General features: G+C 33.0%; 19 protein-coding genes. 8 read left to right on the top strand and 11 right to left on the bottom strand.

Features of this window, described 5'->3' with window-relative positions; translation table 11 throughout:
- Positions 1–119 precede the first annotated feature (119 nt).
- Positions 120–944 (top strand): thymidylate synthase, encoded by an 825-nt coding sequence (locus tag BMY96_RS07380; RefSeq protein WP_092850979.1) that lies wholly within the window; start codon positions 120–122, stop codon positions 942–944.
- Positions 945–1,154: 210 nt separating this feature from the next.
- Here BMY96_RS07380 and BMY96_RS07375 read toward each other — a convergent pair whose 3' ends face one another.
- Positions 1,155–1,451 (bottom strand): isoamylase early set domain-containing protein, encoded by a 297-nt coding sequence (locus BMY96_RS07375; RefSeq protein WP_092850977.1) that lies wholly within the window; start codon positions 1,449–1,451, stop codon positions 1,155–1,157.
- A 317-nt stretch (positions 1,452–1,768) separates the two neighbouring features.
- Between BMY96_RS07375 and BMY96_RS07370 the strand changes: the two genes are divergently transcribed.
- From BMY96_RS07370 to lspA, 4 genes are all read left to right on the top strand, one after another.
- Positions 1,769–2,686, top strand: coding sequence for a dihydrofolate reductase (locus tag BMY96_RS07370; RefSeq protein ID WP_092850976.1), 918 nt, complete (start codon positions 1,769–1,771; stop codon positions 2,684–2,686).
- A gap of 101 nt (positions 2,687–2,787) precedes the next feature.
- Entirely contained in the window at positions 2,788–4,344 is a 1,557-nt protein-coding gene (locus BMY96_RS07365) for an NAD(P)/FAD-dependent oxidoreductase (RefSeq protein ID WP_092850975.1), read from the top strand.
- A 209-nt stretch (positions 4,345–4,553) separates the two neighbouring features.
- On the top strand, positions 4,554–5,447 hold the full coding sequence (gene fabD, locus BMY96_RS07360) for an ACP S-malonyltransferase (RefSeq protein WP_092850974.1): 894 nt from the start codon (positions 4,554–4,556) through the stop codon (positions 5,445–5,447).
- Complete coding sequence (lspA, locus tag BMY96_RS07355; RefSeq protein ID WP_092850972.1) at positions 5,448–5,960, top strand: signal peptidase II; 513 nt, start codon at positions 5,448–5,450, stop codon at positions 5,958–5,960.
- Between the two features lie 59 nt (positions 5,961–6,019).
- Here the strand turns inward: lspA and galE are convergent, their stop codons facing one another.
- Together galE and BMY96_RS07345 are read right to left on the bottom strand one after the other, a co-directional pair.
- On the bottom strand, positions 6,020–7,045 hold the full coding sequence (gene galE, locus BMY96_RS07350; protein WP_092850969.1) for a UDP-glucose 4-epimerase GalE: 1,026 nt from the start codon (positions 7,043–7,045) through the stop codon (positions 6,020–6,022).
- Positions 7,038–8,192 carry a DegT/DnrJ/EryC1/StrS family aminotransferase gene (locus BMY96_RS07345; protein WP_092850967.1) on the bottom strand — a complete coding sequence of 385 codons (1,155 nt, stop codon included), beginning with the start codon at positions 8,190–8,192 and terminating at the stop codon, positions 7,038–7,040. The genes galE and BMY96_RS07345 overlap by 8 nt, the downstream gene beginning before the upstream one ends.
- A gap of 159 nt (positions 8,193–8,351) precedes the next feature.
- Between BMY96_RS07345 and BMY96_RS07340 the strand changes: the two genes are divergently transcribed.
- Entirely contained in the window at positions 8,352–9,587 is a 1,236-nt protein-coding gene (locus tag BMY96_RS07340; protein WP_092851297.1) for a 3-deoxy-D-manno-octulosonic acid transferase, read from the top strand.
- Positions 9,588–9,664: 77 nt separating this feature from the next.
- Positions 9,665–10,069: a hypothetical protein gene (locus BMY96_RS07335; protein WP_092850966.1), complete on the top strand. Its 405-nt coding sequence runs from the start codon at positions 9,665–9,667 to the stop codon at positions 10,067–10,069.
- A gap of 303 nt (positions 10,070–10,372) precedes the next feature.
- Here the strand turns inward: BMY96_RS07335 and BMY96_RS07330 are convergent, their stop codons facing one another.
- The 7 genes from BMY96_RS07330 to BMY96_RS16070 form a co-directional block, all read right to left on the bottom strand.
- A complete protein-coding gene (locus BMY96_RS07330) occupies positions 10,373–11,137 on the bottom strand; it encodes an SDR family NAD(P)-dependent oxidoreductase (RefSeq protein ID WP_092850965.1) in 765 nt (254 codons plus the stop codon).
- A gap of 38 nt (positions 11,138–11,175) precedes the next feature.
- Positions 11,176–12,474, bottom strand: a complete 1,299-nt coding sequence (locus BMY96_RS07325; RefSeq protein ID WP_092851296.1) for an MFS transporter — start codon at positions 12,472–12,474, stop codon at positions 11,176–11,178.
- Positions 12,475–12,531: 57 nt separating this feature from the next.
- Positions 12,532–13,236 carry a FadR/GntR family transcriptional regulator gene (locus BMY96_RS07320; RefSeq protein WP_092850963.1) on the bottom strand — a complete coding sequence of 235 codons (705 nt, stop codon included), beginning with the start codon at positions 13,234–13,236 and terminating at the stop codon, positions 12,532–12,534.
- 562 nt (positions 13,237–13,798) lie between these two features.
- Entirely contained in the window at positions 13,799–14,173 is a 375-nt protein-coding gene (locus BMY96_RS07315; RefSeq protein WP_092850962.1) for a cupin domain-containing protein, read from the bottom strand.
- A gap of 20 nt (positions 14,174–14,193) precedes the next feature.
- The gene (locus BMY96_RS07310) at positions 14,194–16,449 is read right to left on the bottom strand and encodes an alginate lyase family protein (protein WP_092850961.1); all 2,256 of its coding nucleotides are present in this window, start codon (positions 16,447–16,449) and stop codon (positions 14,194–14,196) included.
- Between the two features lie 528 nt (positions 16,450–16,977).
- The gene (locus BMY96_RS07305; RefSeq protein ID WP_092850960.1) at positions 16,978–19,314 is read right to left on the bottom strand and encodes a chondroitinase-B domain-containing protein; all 2,337 of its coding nucleotides are present in this window, start codon (positions 19,312–19,314) and stop codon (positions 16,978–16,980) included.
- Between the two features lie 239 nt (positions 19,315–19,553).
- Complete coding sequence (locus tag BMY96_RS16070) at positions 19,554–19,775, bottom strand: hypothetical protein (protein ID WP_092850959.1); 222 nt, start codon at positions 19,773–19,775, stop codon at positions 19,554–19,556.
- An 893-nt stretch (positions 19,776–20,668) separates the two neighbouring features.
- On the opposite strand from BMY96_RS16070, the gene BMY96_RS07295 reads away from it, so the two are divergent.
- Positions 20,669–21,793, top strand: coding sequence for an endo-1,4-beta-xylanase (locus tag BMY96_RS07295; protein ID WP_092850957.1), 1,125 nt, complete (start codon positions 20,669–20,671; stop codon positions 21,791–21,793).
- Positions 21,794–22,010: 217 nt separating this feature from the next.
- On the opposite strand, the gene BMY96_RS07290 is transcribed toward BMY96_RS07295, so the two are convergent.
- Positions 22,011–23,378, bottom strand: a complete 1,368-nt coding sequence (locus BMY96_RS07290) for an endo-1,4-beta-xylanase (RefSeq protein ID WP_092850956.1) — start codon at positions 23,376–23,378, stop codon at positions 22,011–22,013.
- Positions 23,379–24,147: the final 769 nt, after the last annotated feature.

Here is a 24,147-nt window from a genome sequence, read left to right as displayed (position 1 = left end):
ATAAATATCGTTGATAACTATTTATTAAAAAAAAACTTTCTTTTAATTTTTTATTCGATTTCGTATATTTTTACGGTTTAATAGTGTCTTCCCTTTGGGAAGACGGAAGATGGGCATTTATGAAACAATATCACGACTTAGTAAAACACGTTTTAGATAACGGTAACGAAAAAGGAGATCGCACAGGTACAGGAACTAAAAGTGTTTTTGGTTACCAAATGCGATTCGATTTAAGTGAAGGTTTCCCTATGGTTACTACCAAGAAACTGCATTTAAAATCTATTGTTTACGAATTACTTTGGTTTTTAAAAGGCGATACAAACACTAAATATCTTACCGAAAACGGTGTGCGTATTTGGAATGAATGGGCCGATGAAAATGGCGATTTAGGACCTGTTTACGGTTACCAATGGCGTAATTGGAATGGCGATGAAATTGATCAAATTAAAGAGGTTATACAGGCCTTAAAAAACAACCCGAATAGTAGACGCATGTTGGTTTCTGCTTGGAATCCATCGGTTTTACCAGACACTTCTAAAAGCTTTAGTGAAAATGTGGCTAATGGTAAAGCAGCGCTTCCGCCTTGTCATGCCTTTTTTCAGTTTTATGTAGCTAACGGAAAACTGTCTTGCCAATTATACCAACGTAGTGCCGATATATTTTTAGGCGTACCTTTTAACATTGCTTCGTACGCTTTATTTACCATGATGATGGCACAAGTTTGTGGTTATGAGGCTGGCGAATTTATACACACCTTTGGTGATGCACATATTTACAGCAACCATTTTGAGCAGGTAGAATTACAACTTTCTAGAGATATTCGTCCGTTGCCAAAAATGATATTAAATCCGGAAATTAAGGATATTTTCGACTTTGATTTTGAAGATTTCACTTTGGTTGATTACAATCCGCATCCGCATATTAAAGGCGCTGTAGCTGTTTAATACTGCCGAAATTTTGTATTAAAAATGTGCCCTAATTGGCAAGTGCGTTAGGGATTGCAATGGAAAGCCCACAGCCCGACGCAGGAGGTGCGAGGACTTGTAATGAAAAGCCCGACCCTTTTAGGGTAACGCCCAACAACATATTTTAAATTAGCTAAAACACAAAAAGCACCTTAAACAAGGTGCTTTTTGTGTTATATGTTAGCGTGATTATAGGTTTATAACCCCGTTTTCTGCACCTGCAAAATCGTTCCATGCATACGCATCGGCTGCTTCGTCGTTTACGTAAACACCATCAACGATATATTTAAACTCATGAGAGCTACCAGCTTCAATATCAACAGTTCCTTTAAAAGTGCCGTTTTTTAATTTTTTAAGTGGTGCCTTTTTAGCATTCCATTCGTTAAATGACCCAACTACAGATACCTTTTTTGCATCTTCTGCAGGTACAGTAAAAGTGACTTTACAAACTGGTTTGCTTTTTAAAAATTGTTTTTTAATAGCCATAATTGTATGTTTTAATATATTAATCTAATATTTAATAACGCCACAAATCTAATAACTAATTAAAAGACCTAACTATTTAAATCTCTTTACTTTTAAAAAATTATCAATTTAACAAAATGTATTCTTAATAATAATAAAGTACACAAAAAACCACCATTTAATTTATAGTATTATCAAGTAAAAAAAGTGCTTTTATACTGATTATCAACTTGTTTTAAAGCAAAAAAAATTATAACTCATCTATTTTTAGTAAGTATTTTATTATTCTATTTAGTTTTACCAAAAAGGGTTAACTTTACACTCCTTATTTTACAAATATGTTCGGAAAAAAGAAACCTATACCACAAATTGACAAAGACCAATTAGAGCTTATTGAAAACGCTCAAAAACGCATAAAACAGAAAAAAGGTTTATATGCGCATTTTGTTATATTTTTAATTGGCGCCATTTTTTTAATTGTCGCAAATACCGTTTTAGGTATTGGTAAGGATTTTAAGATTTTAGAAATCGACTGGTTTGTTTTTGCCATATTAATTTGGCTCTTCCTTTTTGTTTACCACCTTTTTAATGTTTTTGTTACCAATAAATTTATGGGTAAAGATTGGGAAAAAGCACAATTACAAAAATTAGTTGCTAAACAACAAAACCGCATTGAAAAACTAAAAGCAGGTTTAGTTAAAGAGGAAACTATATTAGCTAAAAGCGAAGTATTTAAAGAGGAAACTACTAAACCTATTAATAAAGGAAGTGAGTTAACTATTATTGTGGCTGCTGCCGAAAACAACGCTATTGGTTTAGGCAACAAATTAATTTGGCATTTAAGTGACGATTTAAAACGTTTTAAGGCGCTTACCAATGGCCATCATATTATTATGGGGCGCAAAACCTTTGAAAGTTTCCCGAAACCTCTACCAAATAGAACGCATGTTGTTATTACGCGTCAAGAAGATTACAGTGCGCACGCAGGTGTTATTGTGGTACATAGTTTAGAAGATGCTATTGATGCCGCAAGAAAAGATAGCAACCCTTATATTATTGGTGGCGGACAAATATACAAGCAAGCCATGGCTATTGCCGATAAAATAGAACTTACTCGTGTACATGAAAATTTCGATGCAGACACCTATTTTCCGGAAATTGACACTAATGTTTGGAAAGAAACGGCCAATACGTTTCATACTAAGGATGAAACACATGCCCACGAATTTTCGTTTATAACGTATACTAGAAAATAATTAGTTATTTTTATTTACAATTAATTAAGCGTATTTACGTGTTAGGTTAAACCAATAAAAAAAGTACATACACCTGTTACAAATTTCAGTAATTTTGCCAAATGGTAAAAGAAATACAACTTCGTATTACATTAAAGGAAGAAGAACAGCCTAATATTCTCGTATTAAAATCTGCGATTAAGTTAGAGATTGATAGGCAAGATATTACAGGTGTTAAAATACTGCGTAAGTCTATTGATGCTCGCAAACCTAAAATAATACTTAATTACAAAGTTGCCGTTTATATTCGGGAAGCTTTACCAAAAAACTCGGCGTATCAATTTGATTATAAAGACGTATCAAAAGCAAAACCCATCCACATTATTGGTTTTGGTCCTGCTGGTATGTATGCTGCTTTGCGCTGTATCGAGCTAGGGTACAAACCCATAGTTTTAGAACGTGGTAAAAATGTGCAAGACCGCAGACGCGATTTAAAAGCCATTAACCAAGATCATTTTGTAAACGAAGATTCCAACTACTGTTTTGGCGAAGGTGGTGCTGGTACATATAGCGACGGAAAATTATATACACGTAGTTTAAAACGTGGCGATGTACGTCGTATATTCGAAAACCTGGTGTTTCATGGAGCTACCAATCAAATATTGGTAGATGCACATCCGCATATTGGCACCAATAAACTACCAAAAGTGGTTCAAAACATTCGCGAAACCATAATAAATTACGGTGGCGAAATTCATTTTGAAACTCGCGTTACCAATTTTGTTATAACAGGCAGTAAAATAAACGCCATTGAACTTCAAAATGGTAGTACATTGGATGTTGAAAAAGTAATACTAGCTACAGGGCATTCTGCTAGAGACATTTTTTATTTACTGCATAAAAAAAACATTGCTCTAGAAGCAAAATCCTTTGCCATGGGTGTTCGTGTAGAGCATCCGCAACATATTATCGATTCCATTCAATACCACTGCTCTGGCGATCGTCACGAGTTACTTCCAGCCGCATCTTACGGTTTAGTGGAGCAAGTTAAAGATCGTGGTGTGTACTCCTTTTGCATGTGTCCTGGTGGATTTATTGTGCCTGCAGCAACCGCTAATGGCGAAGTTGTGGTAAATGGTATGTCGCCATCAAAACGAAATAACTTATATGCCAACTCTGGTATAGTAGTAGAAATTAATGTAGATACCGATTTGCCAAAATACGAGCAATTTGGCGTTTTAAAAGGCTTAGAATATCAAAAAAACTTAGAGCGTTTAGCCTTTACTGCAGGCGGACGAAGTCAAGTAGCACCTGCACAACGACTAACGGATTTTGTAGAAGGCAAACTATCTACAACCTTAAACGACACCTCGTACCAGCCTGGGCTAAAGTCTGCACCATTACATTCTCTATTACCTAAATTTATAGGCAGCAGACTCCGTAAAGGCTTTGAGGCTTTTGGTAAAAAAATGAACGGATATTACACCGAAGAGGCCAATATTGTGGGTGTAGAATCTCGTACCTCATCGCCGGTTTCCATTCCTAGAAACGAAAATTTAGAGCATACTCAAATCACCAACCTTTATCCATGTGGCGAGGGCGGCGGTTATGCAGGCGGCATAGTTTCGGCAGCTATGGATGGCGAACGCTGTGCAGAAGCAGCAACGGGCAATCTATAATTTGGGCGTTCCCCGAAAAGGGTCGTGCTTTCCACTATATCTTTTTTTTGCCATTTATGGCAGCAAAAAAAAGGATGCCGTTTCAATCACTAACGCAACCTAGAATTTATATTACATACGTTCTTATTGCTAGTAATCCTGCCAAAATTATTAAAAGCATTGATAATTGTTAATAATTGTTATTTTTGCACACTTAAAACAAACCAATTATGAACGCATACGTATTTCCAGGTCAAGGTGCACAATTCTCAGGAATGGGTTTAGACCTTTATGAGCATTCACCTTTAGCACAAGAGTTATTTGAACAAGCCAACGACATTCTTGGTTTTCCAATAACGGATATAATGTTCGAAGGGTCCGCCGAAGATTTAAAAGAGACTAAAGTAACGCAACCAGCTATATTTTTACATTCTGTAATTTTAGCAAAAACATTAGGGGAAAATTTTAAACCCGATATGGTTGCAGGACATTCTCTTGGCGAGTTTTCTGCTTTAGTAGCCAATGGCGCTTTAACCTTTGAGGATGGCTTAAAACTGGTCTCACAACGTGCTATAGCTATGCAAAAGGCATGTGAATTACAACCAAGTACTATGGCTGCTGTTTTAGGACTTGATGATGACATTGTTGAAAAAATATGTGCAACTACCGAAGGTATTGTCGTGGCTGCAAATTACAACTGCCCGGGGCAATTAGTAATCTCTGGAGAAGTTGAAGCTATTAATAAAGCTTGCGAAGCCTTAAAAGAAGAAGGTGCACGTCGTGCATTAGTACTACCTGTAGGTGGTGCTTTCCATTCACCATTAATGGAGCCAGCACGCGAAGAACTTGCTGCAGCTATTAAAAACACATCATTTAGCAAGCCTAACTGCCCAATTTACCAAAACGTAACAGCAAACGCTGTAATTGATGAAGAAGCCATTAAAGCCAACCTTATTTCGCAATTAACGGCTCCTGTACGTTGGACGCAATCTGTACAACAAATGATTGCCGATGGTGCAACATTGTTTACCGAAGTTGGTCCTGGAAAAGTTTTACAAGGTTTAGTAAAAAAGATTAACAGAGCCTCTGAAACGGCTTCTGCAACTTTTGAAATTAACAGTTAAATGAAGCTAACCAAACGCTCTATCTATATTATTTTAGTTATTGTTTTAACTATTGCTGCCGATCAAATATCGAAAGTTATGGTAAAGCAAAACGTAACTTTAAGAACCGAAGTAAACCCAGGTGAACGCATTCCTATTATTGGCGATGCCTTTATTTTAATGCATGTAGAAAACACAGGCGCATTTCTTGGTATGGGTAGCGAACTTAATGACACGCTTAGAGTACTATTATTACTAATATTACCAATAGTTGTTTTAGGTTTTGTACTTCGCCATATATTCTTAGATAAATCCTTAGACAATTGGTCGCTTTTTGCTTTTGCAAGTATTATTGGCGGTGGTATTGCTAATGTTTACGATAGAATTGTTTATAGAAGAGTTACCGATTTCTTATATATAGATCTTGGTGGCGTTTTTAGGACTGGCATTTTTAATCTCGCCGATTTATCGGTTACCACCGGAATGATAATTCTGGTTATTATGACTTTTAAAAAGAAAAAAACAACAGCATAAAAAAAGGGTTGCTATTAAAAAATTGCAACCCTTTTTATTTACACGGTATCTGTAAAAAATTAATTCTCTCCTCTTACTTTTTGTTCCCATTTCCATGCAGAACGCATAGCATCATCAAGAGACAATTTAGTTTTCCAACCTAATTCTTTATTCGCTTTTTCTGTATCAGCATAGGCAGAAATAATATCGCCTTCTCTTCTACCTACTATTTTATAATTTAACTTTTTACCCGAAACTTTTTCAAAAGATTTTACAACCTCTAAAACCGAACTTCCTTTTCCTGTTCCTAAGTTAAAGGTTTCGTAGTTTGATTTGTTTTTATTTTGAAGTAACCTTCCTAAGGCAATAACATGCGCTTTAGCTAAATCGACTACATGAATATAATCACGAATACATGTACCATCTGGCGTAGGATAATCATCACCAAAAACAGATAATTCTTGGCGTAAACCTATACCCGTTTGTGTTATAAATGGCACTAAATTTTGTGGCACACCAATAGGTAATTCTCCTATTTCAACCGACTCATGTGCTCCAACCGGATTAAAATAACGTAAGGCAATCGCTTTTAAATTTGGTGTTACTTTACAAGTATCACTAATTATTTCTTCACCTATTTGCTTGGTGTTTCCGTATGGCGACTCAGCTAACTTAACTGGGGCATTTTCTGTTATTGGCAACTCATCTGCTTGTCCGTAAACCGTACAAGACGAACTAAATATAAATCCTGCCGATGGCAACTTTTTTAATTCCTTAAGTATATATACTAAAGTTGAGATATTGTTTTCGTAGTATAATAAAGGCTCTTTTACACTCTCTCCTACAGCTTTACTTGCTGCAAAATGGATAACCCCTTTTATATCGTTATGTTTAGCAAAAAACTGTTCTACTTTATCTTTTTCTTTTAAGTCTAACTTTTCAAAAATTGGCGTTTTTCCGGTAATTGCCGTAATACCATCTAATACTTTTTCCGATGAGTTTGATAAATCGTCAATAATAACAACGTCATAGCCTTCATTTTGCAATTCTACTACGGTGTGAGAGCCAATAAATCCTAATCCGCCGGTAACTAATATTTTATCCATTTATAAATTTTATTATGGTTGTTGTTATAAATTCAATTTGTTCGTCATCTAACTCTGTATGCATTGGTAAAGAAATAACATCTTTTACCAATTGATTTGTTACCTCGAAATGAGATTCCACATACCTGTTATCCAAATAAGCCTTTTGCTTATGTAACGGAATTGGATAGTAAACGCCGCAAGGAACATTATTTTCATTTAAATGCTTTACTAAAGCATCTCTGTCTACACCTTTAACTCTTAAAGTATATTGATGAAAAACATGGCAATCGCATGTCTCGCAAATACCATCACATTCATTTACCGTTTTAGGCGTAATAACACTATCCACACCCTTAAAGGCGGCATTATATTTTCTTGCAGCCGTTTGTCTTGCTTTATTATAAGCATCTAAATGTGGTAATTTAGCGTTTAACACAGCCGCTTGTATACTATCTAAACGCGAATTTACACCAACTACATCATGATGGTAGCGTTCGTACATACCATGGTTTACAATACCTCTTATGGTATGAGCTAAATCGTCATCGTTTGTAAAAATGGCTCCACCATCGCCATAACAACCTAAATTTTTAGAAGGGAAAAAGGATGTAGCTCCAACATTTCCAATGGTTCCGGCCTTTACCTTTTTGCCATCACTGTATTTATAATTTGCTCCAATAGCTTGGGCATTATCTTCGATTACAAACAGGTTGTGTTCTTTAGCAAGTTTCATGATTGCCTCCATATTTGCACACTGCCCAAATAAATGCACAGGCACAATAGCTTTTGTTTTAGGCGTAATGGCTTTTTTGATTGCTTCTATGTTAATGTTAAAATCATCTTCATTAACATCAACCAAAACCGGCGTTAATTTTAATAGTGCAATAACCTCTACGGTTGCTGCAAAAGTAAAATCGGCAGTAATAACCTCATCGCCTTGCTCTAAACCCAGGCCCATCATTGCAATTTGCAAAGCATCTGTACCATTAGCGCAAGGGATAACATGTTTAACACCTAAATAATCCTCTAAAGATTTTTGAAACTTATGAACTTCAGGTCCGTTTACAAATGCGGTATTTTCAATAACTTCTTGAATAGACGAGTTAACAGCATCTTTTATGCCTGCGTATTGACCCTTAAGATCAACCATTTGAATTTTCTTCATGTATAAAAAATTATAGCCTATTCCATTATAAAACTAGAATACAGACTAATTTTTACGCCTCCTTTTTTAGGGCTTGCTCCAGACAAAATTACAAAATTGATAGACGTTAACCAATGTATTTATTTTAAAGAAATGTATTTTAGCATTAAAAGAAAAGTATTGAACTTAATATATAACATTGGAATTCATCTTACAGGTGTTGTACTAAAATTAGGAGCGCAGTTTAATGCAAAGCTTAAAAAAGGTGCTATTGGTAGAGAAAACACGTTTAAAATTTTAAAAAACAGCATACAAAAGGGCGACAAAACGCTTTGGTTTCATTGTGCTTCATTAGGAGAGTATGAGCAAGGACTCCCTGTTTTTTTAGAGCTCCGAAAGCATTATAAAAACCACAAAATAATCTTGAGTTTTTTCTCGCCATCAGGTTACGAAATTCGAAAAAATTCTCCAATTGCCAATGTTGTAATTTATTTACCACTGGATACTAAAACCAATGCTAAACGCTTTTTAGATTTAATAGATCCAGAACTTACCATTTTTGTAAAATATGATATTTGGCCCAATTTTTTAAATGAATTAAAATCCAGACACTTACGTGCTATACTTATTTCGGCTGCCTTTAGGAAAGAGCAATCTTATTTTAAGTTTTATGGCAAACAATTAAAGCAAGCGCTTTTTGCTTTTGAACATATATTTACTCAAAACGAGGCTTCGAAAGTACTATTAGAATCCATAAATTACACATCTGTTACGGTTAGCGGAGACACTAGATATGATAGGGTTTACAGTCAATTAAGCTTAGATAACTCTTTAAATTTTATTGATACTTTTAAAAACAACAAACTTTGTATTGTTGCCGGTAGCACTTGGCCAGAAGGTGAAGCTCTTTTTACTGAATTTATAAATACACAAGTTTCAAAAGATATAAAATTTATAATTGCCCCACACGATATTAAGCCCGATCGCATTAAAAAATTACAAGAAAAAATTAACGCTAAAACGGTTCTGTTCTCTGAAAGAGACAAGCATAATTTAGCCGAATTCGAAGTTTTTATTATAGATACCATAGGTATTCTTTCTAAAATTTACAGCTATGCAGATATTGCTTATGTTGGTGGTGCTGTAGGAACCACAGGACTACATAACACATTAGAGCCTGCTGTCTTTGGCACTCCAATACTAATAGGAAATAATCATGCTAAGTTTTTAGAAGCACAAGCCTTAATTGATAATGGTGGTATGTTTGAGATTGATAGCCAATTAAATTTTAATAAAACCCTTAATAAATTAATTACCGATCGTGACTTTAGGTTACAAGCAGGGTCTTATAATAAAGCTTTTATTGAAAAGAATAAAGGGGCAGTCATCCATATACTAGATTATCTACGTATATAGGTTGTTCTAGAAGGTTACTTTTATAAAAGTAAAATTTTAAAACTAATTAATAACAGAAAACACTAAAACAAAAACCGATGAAAAAAGTATTATTAAGTTCAATTCTATTGTTAGCATTAAGTTTCACATCATGTCGAGACACTAAAAAAGGGGAGTCTATTGGAGATGCCATTGAAAATGCTGCTGATGCTGCAGGTAATGCTGTAGAAGATGCTGCTGATGCCACTGGAAATGCTGTTGACTCTGCTGTAGATGCTGCAGGTGATGCTGCTAATGAAGCTGGCAAAGCTGTTGAGAATGCTGCTGAAGCCACTGGTGAAGCTGTAAACTCTGCTGTTGATGCTGCTGGAAATGCCATTGACAACGCTGGAGAAAAAGCTGGAGAAGTTATAAATGATGCAAAAGCAAAAACAAGCGATGCTGCTAATAAAGCTGCCGATGCAGTAAAAGCAGAAGCTGATAAATTAAAAGCTACTCACTAATTAGATAGTAGTTTTTTAAAAACTCTTAAAACCACCTTTATGGTGGTTTTTTTATGTCTTGTCTTTAACAAAAGTGTATAAAATAAGTAGCTTAAACCTACTTAAAGGCACAATCTAGTTGCTAAATAAACGCATTAAAACGAAGTTAAAGTCCTGTGTATATTCTATGCTGTTACGGTAAAAGTACAGGTAAATACACTAATAGTATAAAATAATAAAGCGCTATTGTATTTCTACAATAGCGCTTTATTTATACTTGGTTTAAAAGTATGATTTCTCATACTTTACTTGAACAACTTAAAATTAGATTCCTAAACCTTGTCCACCACCAACTTGGATAGTTTCGGCAGTTAAGAATGAAGCATCGTCGCTTACTAAGAAAGAAACCACTGAAGCTACGTTTTCTGGTTGACCTAATCTACCTAATAAGATATTGTTTTTCCAAGAGGCAAATACTTCTGGCTTAGTAGATTTAATTTGCTTGTGGAAATCCGTATCAATAGTACCAGGAGATACTGCATTTACTCTAATTCCGTATTCAGCTAAATCTTTAGCTAAAGCTCTTGTAATAGCATGAACTCCAGCTTTAGAAGTTCCGTAAATACCAGCACCAGGCCCACCTGCATTCCAACCTGCAATAGATGTATAATTAATTATAGATGCATTTTCACCTTTTTTAAGGTAAGGGATCGCAGCTCTAGATGCAAAAAATGTAGAATCTAAATTTAAAGCCATTACGAATCTGTAGAATTCAGTAGTCATTTCTTCAAATCTAGAACGACCTCCTAAACCACCTGCATTGTTTACAAGCGCATCAATTTTTCCATATTTTTCACCAATCTTTGTAATGTTTTCTGTAACCTCATCTTCTTTAGTTACATCGAAACCGTAATACTCTGAAGATATACCTTCTGCAGAAAGTTCTTTAACTCTTTGAGCTCCAGACTCATCATCAATACCATTTAATACTACAGTATATCCATCTTGACCTAATCTTTTTGCTACTTGAAAACCTATACCTCCTGTAGCACCTGTTATAACTGCTACTTTTCCATTTGAATCACTCATATTATTCTTTAATTTTGTAATTAATTATTTTCTATATTTTATTTCATTTTTAATGGCTCAATTTTTGGGCATAAAAGCCAAACAGCTAAGAGAGCTGTTACGGCTAAAACACCTCCTATTATAAAGGCTGGTGTATAATTCCCACCTGCAGTTATAAATGTTACCAATATAGTAAGTCCGGCTGCACCTAACTTAGCAGCCATACCTGCCAAACCAGATAATGTACCAACAATTTCTCCACTAAATAAATCACTTGGTAATGTTTGAATATTACCTATTGCTACTTGAAAACCAAAGAGTAAAATCGCCATAATAATAACTGCATTAATGGCAGACGTCGGCGCTTTTAAAAGAAAGAAACAAGGAACCATAATTAAGCAACCTAACGTAATTGTTATTTTTCGGGTTTTATCTACAGACCACCCTGCAGACAGCCTATTTTTAGCAAATAAACCGCCTAATATTGCACCTATCATTGCTCCTACATAAGGAACCCATGCGGAGAATGCAATTTGTTTAACATCCATTCCAAAAACCTCTGATAAATAGATTGGAATCCAAACTATAAAAAGCCACCAGATTGGATCTATTGCTGCAGAAGCTATAATAACTCCCCAACTCTCTTTATGCCTTAGTAATTGGGCAGTGTCTGGAGCATATTCTTCCTTGTAATTACCATCTTCATCGAGATCTTGATTTCTTTGTCCTGAAAGAATATAGTTTCTTTCATCCTCTGTAAGCCATGGGTGTGATTTTGGATGTGATTTTACCACAAATAACCAAGGTAAAAGCCATAAGAATCCCAGTACAGCAACAACTATAAATATAGCTTTCCAGTCAAAATAAACAGATAACAACCCAATTACTGGATAAGCTACAATGCCTCCAATTGCAGCTCCTGAATTAAAAATACCTTGTGCAAGAGCACGCTCCTTAGTTGGAAACCATTCTGCATTCGCCTTAGCAGCACCTGGCCAGTTTCCTGCTTCGGCTATTCCTAAAATAGATCTAAAAATTGAAAAACTTAGCAACCCTTGAGCAAAGGCATGAAGCATGGTTGCAATAGACCATACACCTATTGAAAGTGCAAAACCAAGTCTAGTACCTATGTAATCAAAAATTTTACCAAAAAGAGCCTGACCTCCTGCATACGAAAGTATAAACACTGTTGATATTGTACCATAAATAGCTTTATGCTCATCTTTATTCATTTCAGGAAATAAATCATTAGCAATATCTGGCCATAAAGCTCCAAAAGCTTGCCTATCAATATAGTTTATAATTGCAGCCAAAGCTACAAGTCCAACCACCCACCATCTTAGTCCTTTTAATTTCATATTTATGGTATTTACCAAGGTGTTAACCTCTAGTTATAAGAATTACTGCAAATAAGCTTATGTTATATTGTAACAATATTGATACAACACGCTAAAATGATCTTTCATTTTTTGCTTTGCCAATACAGTATCTTGCTTTTTAATAGCGTCATAAATTTCTTTATGCTCTTGTATACCCACAATGGCCCTTCCTTTGTCGCACACGTGGTATTTTTCAAAATTCATAATAATTTGAGGTGTAATAGTTAACATAAACATGTTCATGGTACTATTTCCACAAGCCTTTGCTATAGCTAAATGAAACAACAGATCTTCTTGAACGGCCTCTTTACCTAGTAGCACCTTATCTTCGTAAGCGTCTAATGCAGCTTTAATAGCCTCTAAATCTTCTTCTGTACGCCTTAATGCGGCTAACCTAACGGTTTTTAATTCTAATAAAATTCTTGTTTCAACTAGTGTTTTAAAATCTGGTGCTTTTAAACCCAAAATATCGTCGATCATACCATTCATGGCTATAACTCCAATATTAGCTACAAAGGTTCCGCTTTGAGGGATGGATTTTAGTAAACCAAAAAACTCTAACTTTTGAATAGCATCTCTTACGTTACTCCTACTTACTTCAAATTTATCAGATAACATTCTTTCTGATGGTAGCTTATCCCCTGGTTCAAGATTTTTATAGTTTATTAAATCCCTTATTTTAGTGATAATGGTATTCTGTACCATTTGATTTTCACTTAACGTTAATGACTCTATCTTCATAATTCTTATTTATTAATTGCTAATAGACCTTGTTATAAAAAATTAAAAAACAAACATACATCTTATTTAAAGTTTAATAAAATCTAAAATTTACTTCTAGTTTACAACACTTTACTATTAAAATGAGCAACTTTTCGGGTTATTTGAAAAATAACCTTAAAATTTAGTGCGCTTATCTAAATAAAAAAAAGTTAACATATAAAACTTAGTAACGAAACTATTTTATTAAACTTTATAACAATTTTTAATGCCTTGTTTAATAAATAGTTTTAAAAGATAGTTTACAATATATTGGTAACGTTTCTCAATAGATTCTATAAAAGCTACTGGTTAAATCATTTTGGTTAACCAGATTGGTTATCCAAATATAAGTTAAATTTTAGAACTAGCAAAAAATAAAAATATCTTTAACACTTTTCTTCTATAAACTTTTTGTTAACTATACAAACACAGACAATTTTAGTCGCACCAACTACCGGTTATATTCGTTATTAATACAACTGGAATTGTATTTGGAGACTTTAATTAAATACTTAAAATAGCTATATAATAGCTCTTTTTTTTATGATTTATCACCAAAATAAGACACCTCTCCACCCGTTAAAAAATCTTCTCTTACTGGGCTAAATGTATCTATTAACTCGCCTTCTTCTAAACAAAGTGCACTATGCAATAAATTAGGTTCAATATAAATACCATCTCCTGCCTCTACAATTTTCTTTACACCATCAATTTCAAATTCAAATTTACCCGAAGCACAAAAAGTAGCTTGCGTATGAAAATGCTGATGTGGAGAACCAAATGCTCCTTTTACAAATTTCACTCTTACCATCATGATTTGGTTATCGTATCCTAAAAACTTTCTTGATACTCCGCCTCCTAACTCTTCCCATTCCATGTCTTTTGTAATGACATATTTTTCACTAGATCTTTTCATATTGATTAATTTAAGTTGATTTATTTGAAATAATAAGAACCAGACCACTCATAGCTCTCATTATTGATAGTTAATTTATGTTTGGTACCCTTACCTTGTTTAGTATTGGCAGTAATAAATAATTTAGAAACACCGTCTACGTTGGTAATAACAATTGCCGTATAATCTGCGTTATCTAGAACTACTTTTAAATGGGCAATACTACTATTTGAGTTTACTGCCGATTCTGTTACTGGGCTATAACCACCATGCGCTTCAATGGTAGAAACAAACGTTGTATTCTTTACGTTTTTACGTCTTAAAAGTAAAGCAGCTTCTCGCCTTAAGTTAAACTCCGGATCGTTTGCACCTATTCGTGTAAATAATAAATTATCGGCATTACTAGTAACCGTAGTTAGGGTATAAAACTTACCTTTATTTAACCAAGACAGTTTACTATTATCGCTTTGCGCTTTAGCACTACCTTCTAAAAATAAATGTTGATATCCGTTTTTAGTCCCTAACGGTTTTAAAGTTTCTGGAGTTTTGTGTTCAAAATTAGTTTGCAATACTTGACCTAAAAAATAATATGGAAAATCGTATTGATTTGCTTTATTAGAAGTCACCCTCATGATATCTAACACATAAGGCTTCTCAAAATCTTCATCCTTAATAACAGCCATTGTACGAAGCATTTCGGTTCCTAGATACGCATGAGTATCAATAGCACTTGCTACTTGTACCGTTTCATTTTCTGATGAAAAATAATGTAACTCTGGATGGTATTTACTGCCTATTTCAAACTTAGCATTAAAATGAGAGGTTTCGTTTTGTGTAACCGTATTATGAGCTATGGTTTGTTTTGCCCAAGTTTTATTTTCTTTTAAATAATTTCCGCCGCCTTTCTGTTCAATATTTACAAAACGTGCTAAACCGTAATCTTGAATAACCTCATCTCCTCTTTCGTATAAGGAATACGATAATTTATCGTAATGCCCATGACTAGAACCTTGTGCCGCATATTTAAACACAACCTCTATACCTTGGTTACGTAAAATACCAACTCCGCCTTGTGTACCGTTAGGACCATCGGTTAGATTAATAGACTTCTTCTCAAACGGTTTTTCTAAACCTTCTTTTATTCCTAAAGCTACTGCTAAACCAGAATCATCTAACAAGACTTTATTTTGTAGTTTGGCTATGCTTAATAGCCCTGGATCCTGACCTCCAAAATGATATGATATATCTACGGCGGTTACCAAAGCACTAGTGTAATACGACATGCCTTTTTGGCCATCGTTAAGCGGAAAGAAATCCCCATCGGCATCAGACAAGTTTAATAAGGCATTTATAGATTTTAAAAGTACGCCATCTTTATATTCGAAAATTTTAACATCTGGCCTTACGTTATGTAAACCTTCAGCAAAAATTAAAAAAGGGTACATGGCATACCTTTGGTAATACGGCCCTTCGTTGTAATAACCATCTGGCGAAAAAGGCTCTTCAATATTTGCTAAAAAGCCAGCTTTTCCATCTTTATTAATATATCCGCCATCGTCATCTTTAGCGGTTTTATCCATTTCTAAATCTTTAATACCATAAAGGGCACGTTCAATCAGCTCATCGTCGTCCATAACCAACCCAATCATTCCAACGGCTGCATTTCCCCAGGTGCTATGGTTGTGAACTCTATTATAAAACTGTGGATTCTCTATAGAAATATAATCTGCAAAGGGCTTAAACAAGTTAGTTTCTAGTTTATTTCTTTCTTCTTCAGTAAGATAATTATAAATACAATCGTATGCTTGACTAACATAAACTAACCAATTAGAATCGTTTAAACATTGCCAAAATAACTTACCTCTAGCGTACGATCTTGTTTTAGGATGTACAGGTAATGTTTTGTACATGTCTTCATATTGCATTAGCATATCTTTTACATACTTAGCATATTTTTCGTTGTCTAGAATTTGATACAATACACCAGCTTTTTGCATCACTACCATATTACGCTTATGGCGATCGTGTGTATACCCACCCGAATAATCTTTTGGAATTGGAGTGTCTATTCCTAATTTAATTTCGGCATCAATGTCTTCTTTAACCTCTTTTAGCGTATTATCAAAAATTGGAATATTTCCTAATTGTGCCCTAATCTCTTTAACACCTTTTTTGGTAAGAATTAATTTTGGGTGACCTTCATGCTCGCTTTCGTCAGGAATATTTTCGTTGGTATCATTACACGAAAACAACGAAATAAGCAATACACTAAGTAATAAGGTTCTAATTAATGCCATAGTTTAGTTTAAAATTTAGCTCCTAAATACAAGAGTTTATTAGTTTAAAAATTGAATTATTAGCAGCATCAAACAAACTATTCAATCCCGCTTTACATGAATAGCTTTATTTTGTTTAACGCCACTAACGATTTAATTAAAAGGCTAACCTTAAACAAAGGTGTAGCCAAATTATTTTTATGGAGACAGGAAACAAAAAATATTGTTTACCAGGGACTAACTCAAATAAAACACAAAGATTAACTTTTAAAAATCCTGTCTCTACTAGATTAATTTTAATTTATTTTATAAAATGTTGTATTAACTCATGTATTTTAAATAAAACAACACTAAAACTTAAAACGAAACCAATTTGGTTAACCAAATTGGTATACCAAATATATAAGTATTTCCTTCTTTAACAAAAAAAAAAGCCATAAAATGTAAAAATTAACATAAATAAACTTAAAAACGCCCATAAAAATAGGCGTTAAAAGACTTTTATATTAAAAATTATTCTCGATTTTAAAACTTAAAACGATATACAAATTAGTACATCAATTTCATTTCTAAGTTTTCTTGAACCTTAATTTGTCCAGAGTTACTTAGGGTGTTATTAGACTGTACATTATTTTTTGCGCCCCACAACACAGAAACAAATGCCACCGGATTATTTTTAAAGGTATTACCTGTTATATTTACATTTACTATTCCGTGGTGGTTTAATAGAATTCTGTTGTCCTCCTTAGCCCCGCAATTTGTAAAAGTTGAATTTGAAACTATAAGATTTCCTCCAATGGTAGACTCATCATAACCCCCTCTAAAATAATCAACCACGTTGGCCTTTACATTATTAAATTTACAAGTATCGATAGTTAAATACTCGGTATTATAATCTCCTTTTGCATTTGTTTCACCAGATAGCTCAAGGCCATTTAAACAGTCTGAAATATTAGTATTATTAAAAGTAATACGTTCTGAAAAGGATTCTTTATAAACTTTAAGTACGTAGTTAAAATCACTTATTTCGGTATTTGAAACCGTTAATCCAAAATGATTAGACATGTTTTCTTTTAAACTTGCAAAGGCATAATTAGCTTGATTTCCTTTTAAGTTTAAATTATTAACGGTTAACTTCCCTTTTGGGTTTAGCGAGAATAAAGGAGAATCTGCAGCTCCATTATATACCACTTGGGCTTTGTCTTCTTTATTAGATTGAATGGTTATTGTTTTATTAATAACTAACGGCTTTTCTACCTTATAAACACCAGGATTTAGAACAATAATATCGCCATTATTAGCGGCATCTATTTTAGCTTGAATTGAGCTAGCCTGAGTAACAACATGAGAAACAGGATCTCTTGGTTTTACTTCATTTGAAAACCAGTTTGTACCGTATTTAGATTTATCAAGAATATTAGGATTAGCTACATCTACTCCAATAATAGCTCCAATAGAATTGTTGTTTTTTCTAGATTTACCAAATAAATCTGTTTCTATAGTATTAAAATCGAATCCTTTATATGGTTCAATATCGGTTGGCACACCTGTTGGGATTTTGATATTATTAGATATGTTTTTTAAGCCTAATGAAGCCTCTACAATACCGCCGTTAAAATCATTAAACGCCACTCCTTTATTATCTACAACATTATTTTTAAAGGTAACACCGTCGGCCTTATCGTTTTCAATAACAATAGCCTCTAGACCCGTTTCATTATAAATAACATTATTAGCCACATTGGTTCTAACTGCTCTTGCAGAACGAATTTCAGATTTTGGCAGCACATCGGCTTGAGCTATATTTGTTCCCACACCAAACTGCCAAGGCGCACTACAATTTACATAAGTATTGTAAGCAACAACCACATCGGTAACTTGATTATATCTATTTTGTGGCGACTTTGGTATTCCATTCATTACTGCCAACGGACTTCTAAAACTTGTACCTTTTAGGTTGAAAAAATAATTATTAGTTACCCAATGTCCCGTATTTATTATTCGGATACCACCATAATTCTCATTTACACCATCGCCAATAAAATAATTACCATCAATCGTGCAATAATTTCCATGTCTAGTTACTAAAGAGCCTTCACTTTTATAAAACACGTTGTTTCTAAACTCATTAAAGTTAGTCTTACTTGATATTACTTCAACTTCGCCATTACACTCTTCAAACAAGTTATTTGCAACCATAGTATAACTTGGTGCCATAGATGTAAAACTGTTTCCTAGTTGAATAGTTTCGCCACTTGGGCCTCCTTTTACTGGTCTTGGTCCAAAATGATTGTTAATAATTTGATGGTAGTTATTTATACTTTCAATACCCTCTAGATTAACTCGTATGGTTGGTCCTCTATTGGTTTTTCCCGCTATATAACAATGACTTAACTCGTTATATCTTCCCCAGAAATTAACCCATAAATCGCTGTCATCACGTTTTAATTTATTAAAATCTTCAATAACGCAATTTGTTATTTTACAGTTATTTGCAATCTCATCATCATTAATTTTAAACTCAACTACTGCTCTTGATGGCGAATAACCGTTTTTAAAATGCAAGCCTTCCACTACTAAATATTGCCCTCCAAATTTTAAATACGATTGCCCTTCAATAGAAACTTTACCTGCAGTTTCAGCTCTTAACACAATAGGATTATCTTTTGTACCTTGGCCTCTAAATTTAATTTCTACATCTTTCCATACACCATTTGCAAGTATAATTTTATCTCCTGGCTTAGCACGATTAATCGCTGCATTTAAAGCCTTAATATTATCTACCTTTATACTTGATTTTTTAACTGATTGTTTACAACCAAAACTTAGAAGAAGTAGACTTAGGTAGATTAAAATAGTATTTTTAAAATTAACGCTATAATTCATTAGTCTTATTTATTTATAGTTTATTTAATATTTATTGAAACAACTAGATTTCTAAACCTCATTCCTTATTTTGAAAACAGTATTTAAGTCTTTTTTCATGGCATCCAAAAACAATCTTTTTATCAATACTAATTTTGTCATGTTTCTTTTCTGCCCCTCTTAAATCGTACCGTAATCCAAAAAATCTAAATTTGCTAATTCTAATATCGCTGTTACTTCCCTAAAAGGTATTTCAACTTTTACACTAGCACGGTTTTAATAGCATCCACACTATTGCACTCTTTATTTAAGTCGTTTAAAGCCTTAAATTGGTTTTTATAAATATCTATAGGGTTTCTAAACATTTTTTTGTTTGATTCAAACCAATTTGTACGGTAAAAATTAATACTACATTTTACAACTGTTGTTAATACTTTAACGACTATCGGATTTTTAACGCCTTCTACACTTGTCGTTATCATTTTACATTACGACTCACCCAACTTTATTTAACTATAGCTATGGCAAACCTTTGCTTACATACTTTGGCTATACATTTCCTGTTGTATTACCGTTAAATCGAAACCCAAAAGCCCCATTAATGCTGCCATTTAAATCGTAGCCTTATAATCTAAAAATGGAAGTTGCTAATAGATATATAGCGGCTTTGAGCTCCGTTACACCAATTAAGCCCATTAGCTGAAACCCCTAACACAAGAATTCCTCTTAAGGCTATCCCCAATTTTTTTACAAAGTCTCGTCTGTTTATTGATAATATAAGTATTTTATAAAGCTTTTACCCAATTAAGTTACTATTTAAACTTGCGTTTATTTTTAGTTAAACTGTATCTATTACTAATCAATAATATATATCTGCATACAAATAATTAAAGTAATCTAAGAAAAGGACAATTATATAGATTTTGATTTATTAGCTTAAAAAATAGTTCCGTTTAAAGTAACTTTCATTTAACGTTGTTTGGTTACCCAGATTGGTTAACCAATTATAATAAACCAAATATAGTACAAATTTTAAGAAAACTATTAAATTTTAACATAAAATTAAGCTAAACTTCCTTTTCTAAATTTTTTCAAAAAGCGTATCTCCATAAGGTAAAGTATAAAAAACTAAAATATGGCAATAAAAAATAAATTTAAAATAGTTTCAATAACCGAATAGGTTATTACTTTATAGATTATAGCCCAGTCTGTTTATAGCAAATAAAATTTAGGCCTTTTTAACAAGTAATAATTTATACCATAATGCAACATTTGTTTTAAGATTAGTTGATTTTATTTTATTAAACTAAGAAGCCTAAAGCTATCTTTATTCAAAATAGTTTTGCACTAAATTAGCTTTAAAAAACAATTAACCATGACCTGTAAATTATACAAATCATATTTAATATTAACGACGTTTATTTTAGTTTTTAGCTGTAAACACATAGACTCAAACACATCAATTTCTCTTAAAGAATCCTTTAAACACGATTTTTATATAGGGACAGCTATTAGTCATTCTCAAATTAATCAAATAAACCACAAAACAAATACACTTCTTGAAAAGGAGTTTAGTTCAATAACCCCAGAGAACGCAATGAAATGGGAGCAAATTCATCCACAAAAAAACACTTTCTTTTTTGATGTTTCTGATACCTATGTAGCACTAGGAGAAAAATATAATATGCACATTGTAGGACACACATTAGTTTGGCATAGTCAGTTATCCTCTTGGGTGGAAACAATAAAAGACAGTATTACTATGGCTGAAACTATTGAGATTCATATAAATACTATCGTAAAAAGGTATAAAGGCCGAATACACACTTGGGATGTCATAAACGAAGCTTTAAATGAAGATGGCGACTTTAGAAACTCTAATTTCTATAAGCTTATGGGAGAAAGTTATATAACACATGCCTTTAAACTAGCAGCTAAAGCAGACCCCGATGCAAAACTAATTTACAATGATTATAATCTATGGAAACCAAAAAAAAGAGCTGGGGCCGTAAAACTTATTAAAAACCTACAAGAACAAGATATTAAAATAGATGGTGTTGGCATGCAAGCCCATTGGAGTTTAGAGTATCCAACGCTAGAAGATATAGAAAGCAGTATTCTTACTTATGCTGCATTAGGTCTTAAGGTTAGTTTCACAGAGTTAGACATTACCATGTTACCAAACCCATGGGATCTAGATGGTGCTGCAGTAGAACAAAATTTTACACAGTTTGAACACGATCCTAAAATGAATCCGTACCCTATTGAGCTTACAGATGCAGCGCAAACTAAATTAGCTAATCGGTATAAGGATATTTTTAAATTATTCTTGAAACACAAAGATAAAATTGAAAGAGTAACTTTTTGGGGTCTTAATGACGAACAAACTTGGCTAAATAATTGGCCAATTAAAGGAAGAACAAATCATCCTTTATTATTTGATAGAAATTTAAAACAAAAAAAAGCGTATCATGCTGTATTAGATTTAAAAAATAAATAAATTATAAGTATTAACACACAAAGCAATCTGTAAAAAAGTATAGATTGTTTAATACACCTAAGCAAAATTTACTTAAATTATTACTCTAATAGCCTTATCTTAGTTACTATTTTACAACCATGGACTACTTTTACTTTAAAAGATTATTTGAAAATAAAGTCATAAAACTCACTAAAAACTTATAGATTTCTTAATAAAGCAAAGTCTGTTTTTTCTATTACTCTAAACCTTCTAAAAACCCTTCGTAGGCAGCCTTTTTATTATAGTTCTCATCAAACATAAGTGGCCAATCTGGAACACCCCAAAAATCTAACAACCAAGATTCATTATCTCTTACACCCCATGTAGTTAATGCAAATTTGTTATCTAAAGGAATGGCATTATAAATTTTAACAACCTCTTTAAACTTATCTTTTTGTGCGCTTGCTTTGGTTGCAGAAAGCTCAGAAACGTTTGCATCTTTTTCTGGGTTTGTTCTAATATCTAATTCGGCGAAATGTAATTTTAACCCTCTCGATACTGTTCCATCTGCAACAGCTTGAATGCTAGATGTAGAAGGTCTATTATAAGAAATATGCATTTGTGCACCTATACCATCAATTAAATCTCCTAATTCGTCTACTAAATTGAACATGGCCTTGCGCTTTGTTGCACTAGAGGCCATATTATAGTCATTGTAAAATAGCATAACATCTGGATCTGCATTTCTGGCAAACTGAAAACATTTTTTAACATAATTGTCACCCATTTTTTGTCTAAAAATTGAGTTTCTTAAGGGGTGGCCAGAGCCATCTTCAAGAGCTTCGTTTACTACATCCCAGGAGCGTACTTTTCCTTTATAATGCTTTAAAGTTGTTGTAATATAATCTTCTATCATGCTTTCAAATTCGGCATTGGTACCAGAAAAATTCTCTACCCAACTTGGTGTGGCATTATGCCAAATTAAAGCATGCCCATGTACGTTCATTCCATTAACTTGAGCAAAATTTACAATAGCATCGCCTGCAGAAAAATTATAGTTACCCTGAGAAGGATACATAACATTCATTTTCATTTCGTATTCTGAGGTTAAATTATTAAACTCTTCCTTTAAAATTTCAGTATGTCTACCCCCTGCCGAGATATAAGATGATCTTGTTATTGTACCCACCGAAAATGTTTTAGCTGCATCTTTTAAACCTGTAGTATTTAGATCATTACAAACAGCATTAAGACAGATACCACCATCGTTTACAATAATTTCTTTAGTAGCAGTATTTGTTGTATCATCACTAGATACGGTAAGACTTATGGTATAACTCCCTGCGGTACTATATCGTACCTCTTTTACTCCAGTTATATCGGTAATCGCTTTAGTACCATTGCCAAAATCCCAAGTTCCAGTATATGGTAAAGGGTAAGTAGTTGTATTATTTAATATAAGTACGTAAGCATCTGTTGGCGATATAGTATAATCGAAAGATGCCATAATTGCTTCAGGAATCTTTATTGGTTCAGATGTTGGCGAATCGTCTGAAGAGTTAGAACAACTTAAAGTGATAATTAAGACAGCCAAACAAATTAAATTATTAAATGGGTTTTTCATAGTTATTATCTTTTATTTTTTTGTGTCTCTTATAGCGTTTATAAGTATAAAGTGTTAGAGGCTTAAAATTAAATTAGCTGTAAAACCACCTCTCCACCTTATCTATTTTATTTTAACCTTTTAATTTTCATAGTACTAAGTAACACCAAAATGTGTATTAGTAATAACATCTATTTAAACAAAGTTACCTTTTACCCAAACTAAAGCTGCATAACCTAAGCCCATTATAAAATGTAACGTTACCATTTGTTTATATCTAAATCTTAAAATTTTCGGTTTGGTAAAAATAACTATTTATAACTAATCTTTTTTAACTAATGTAAAAAATCACACTTTACTCAAGTAATCTTATTATTACAACATAACTGATGTACAAATTAATAAAACAGTTACAAAATTTTAGTTTACTATTTAAAATCAAGCTTAGCAACTCTATAATTTTCTACCCTTTTATTATGAATCATTACTCTAAAGCTTATAAACTTTAATATAAAACTTAGCTAACTAATGCGCTATCTCAAATATTGCAGCATAAAATAGTCCTCTTGTATTTATAAGAAAATAAATATTTTTAATAGACTTCTAACCTTAATTAGAATAATATAAATATGTGTTTTGTTTTTTTCATTTTCTCTATACGCCTTTACCTTCTTATTTAACAAAAAGCGATCTTATATTAATTAAATTTGTGTGTGTGTGTTTTTGAACATACAATAGATAGCAACCTTTTTTTTGATGTTTTAGAGTCTGGATTAAAGGGCAACAAATT

The organism is Algibacter pectinivorans (assembly GCF_900112595.1).
GTDB classification, from domain to species: Bacteria; Bacteroidota; Bacteroidia; order Flavobacteriales; family Flavobacteriaceae; genus Algibacter_B; species Algibacter_B pectinivorans.
This window is presented reverse-complemented; position numbering and strand designations above follow the sequence as displayed.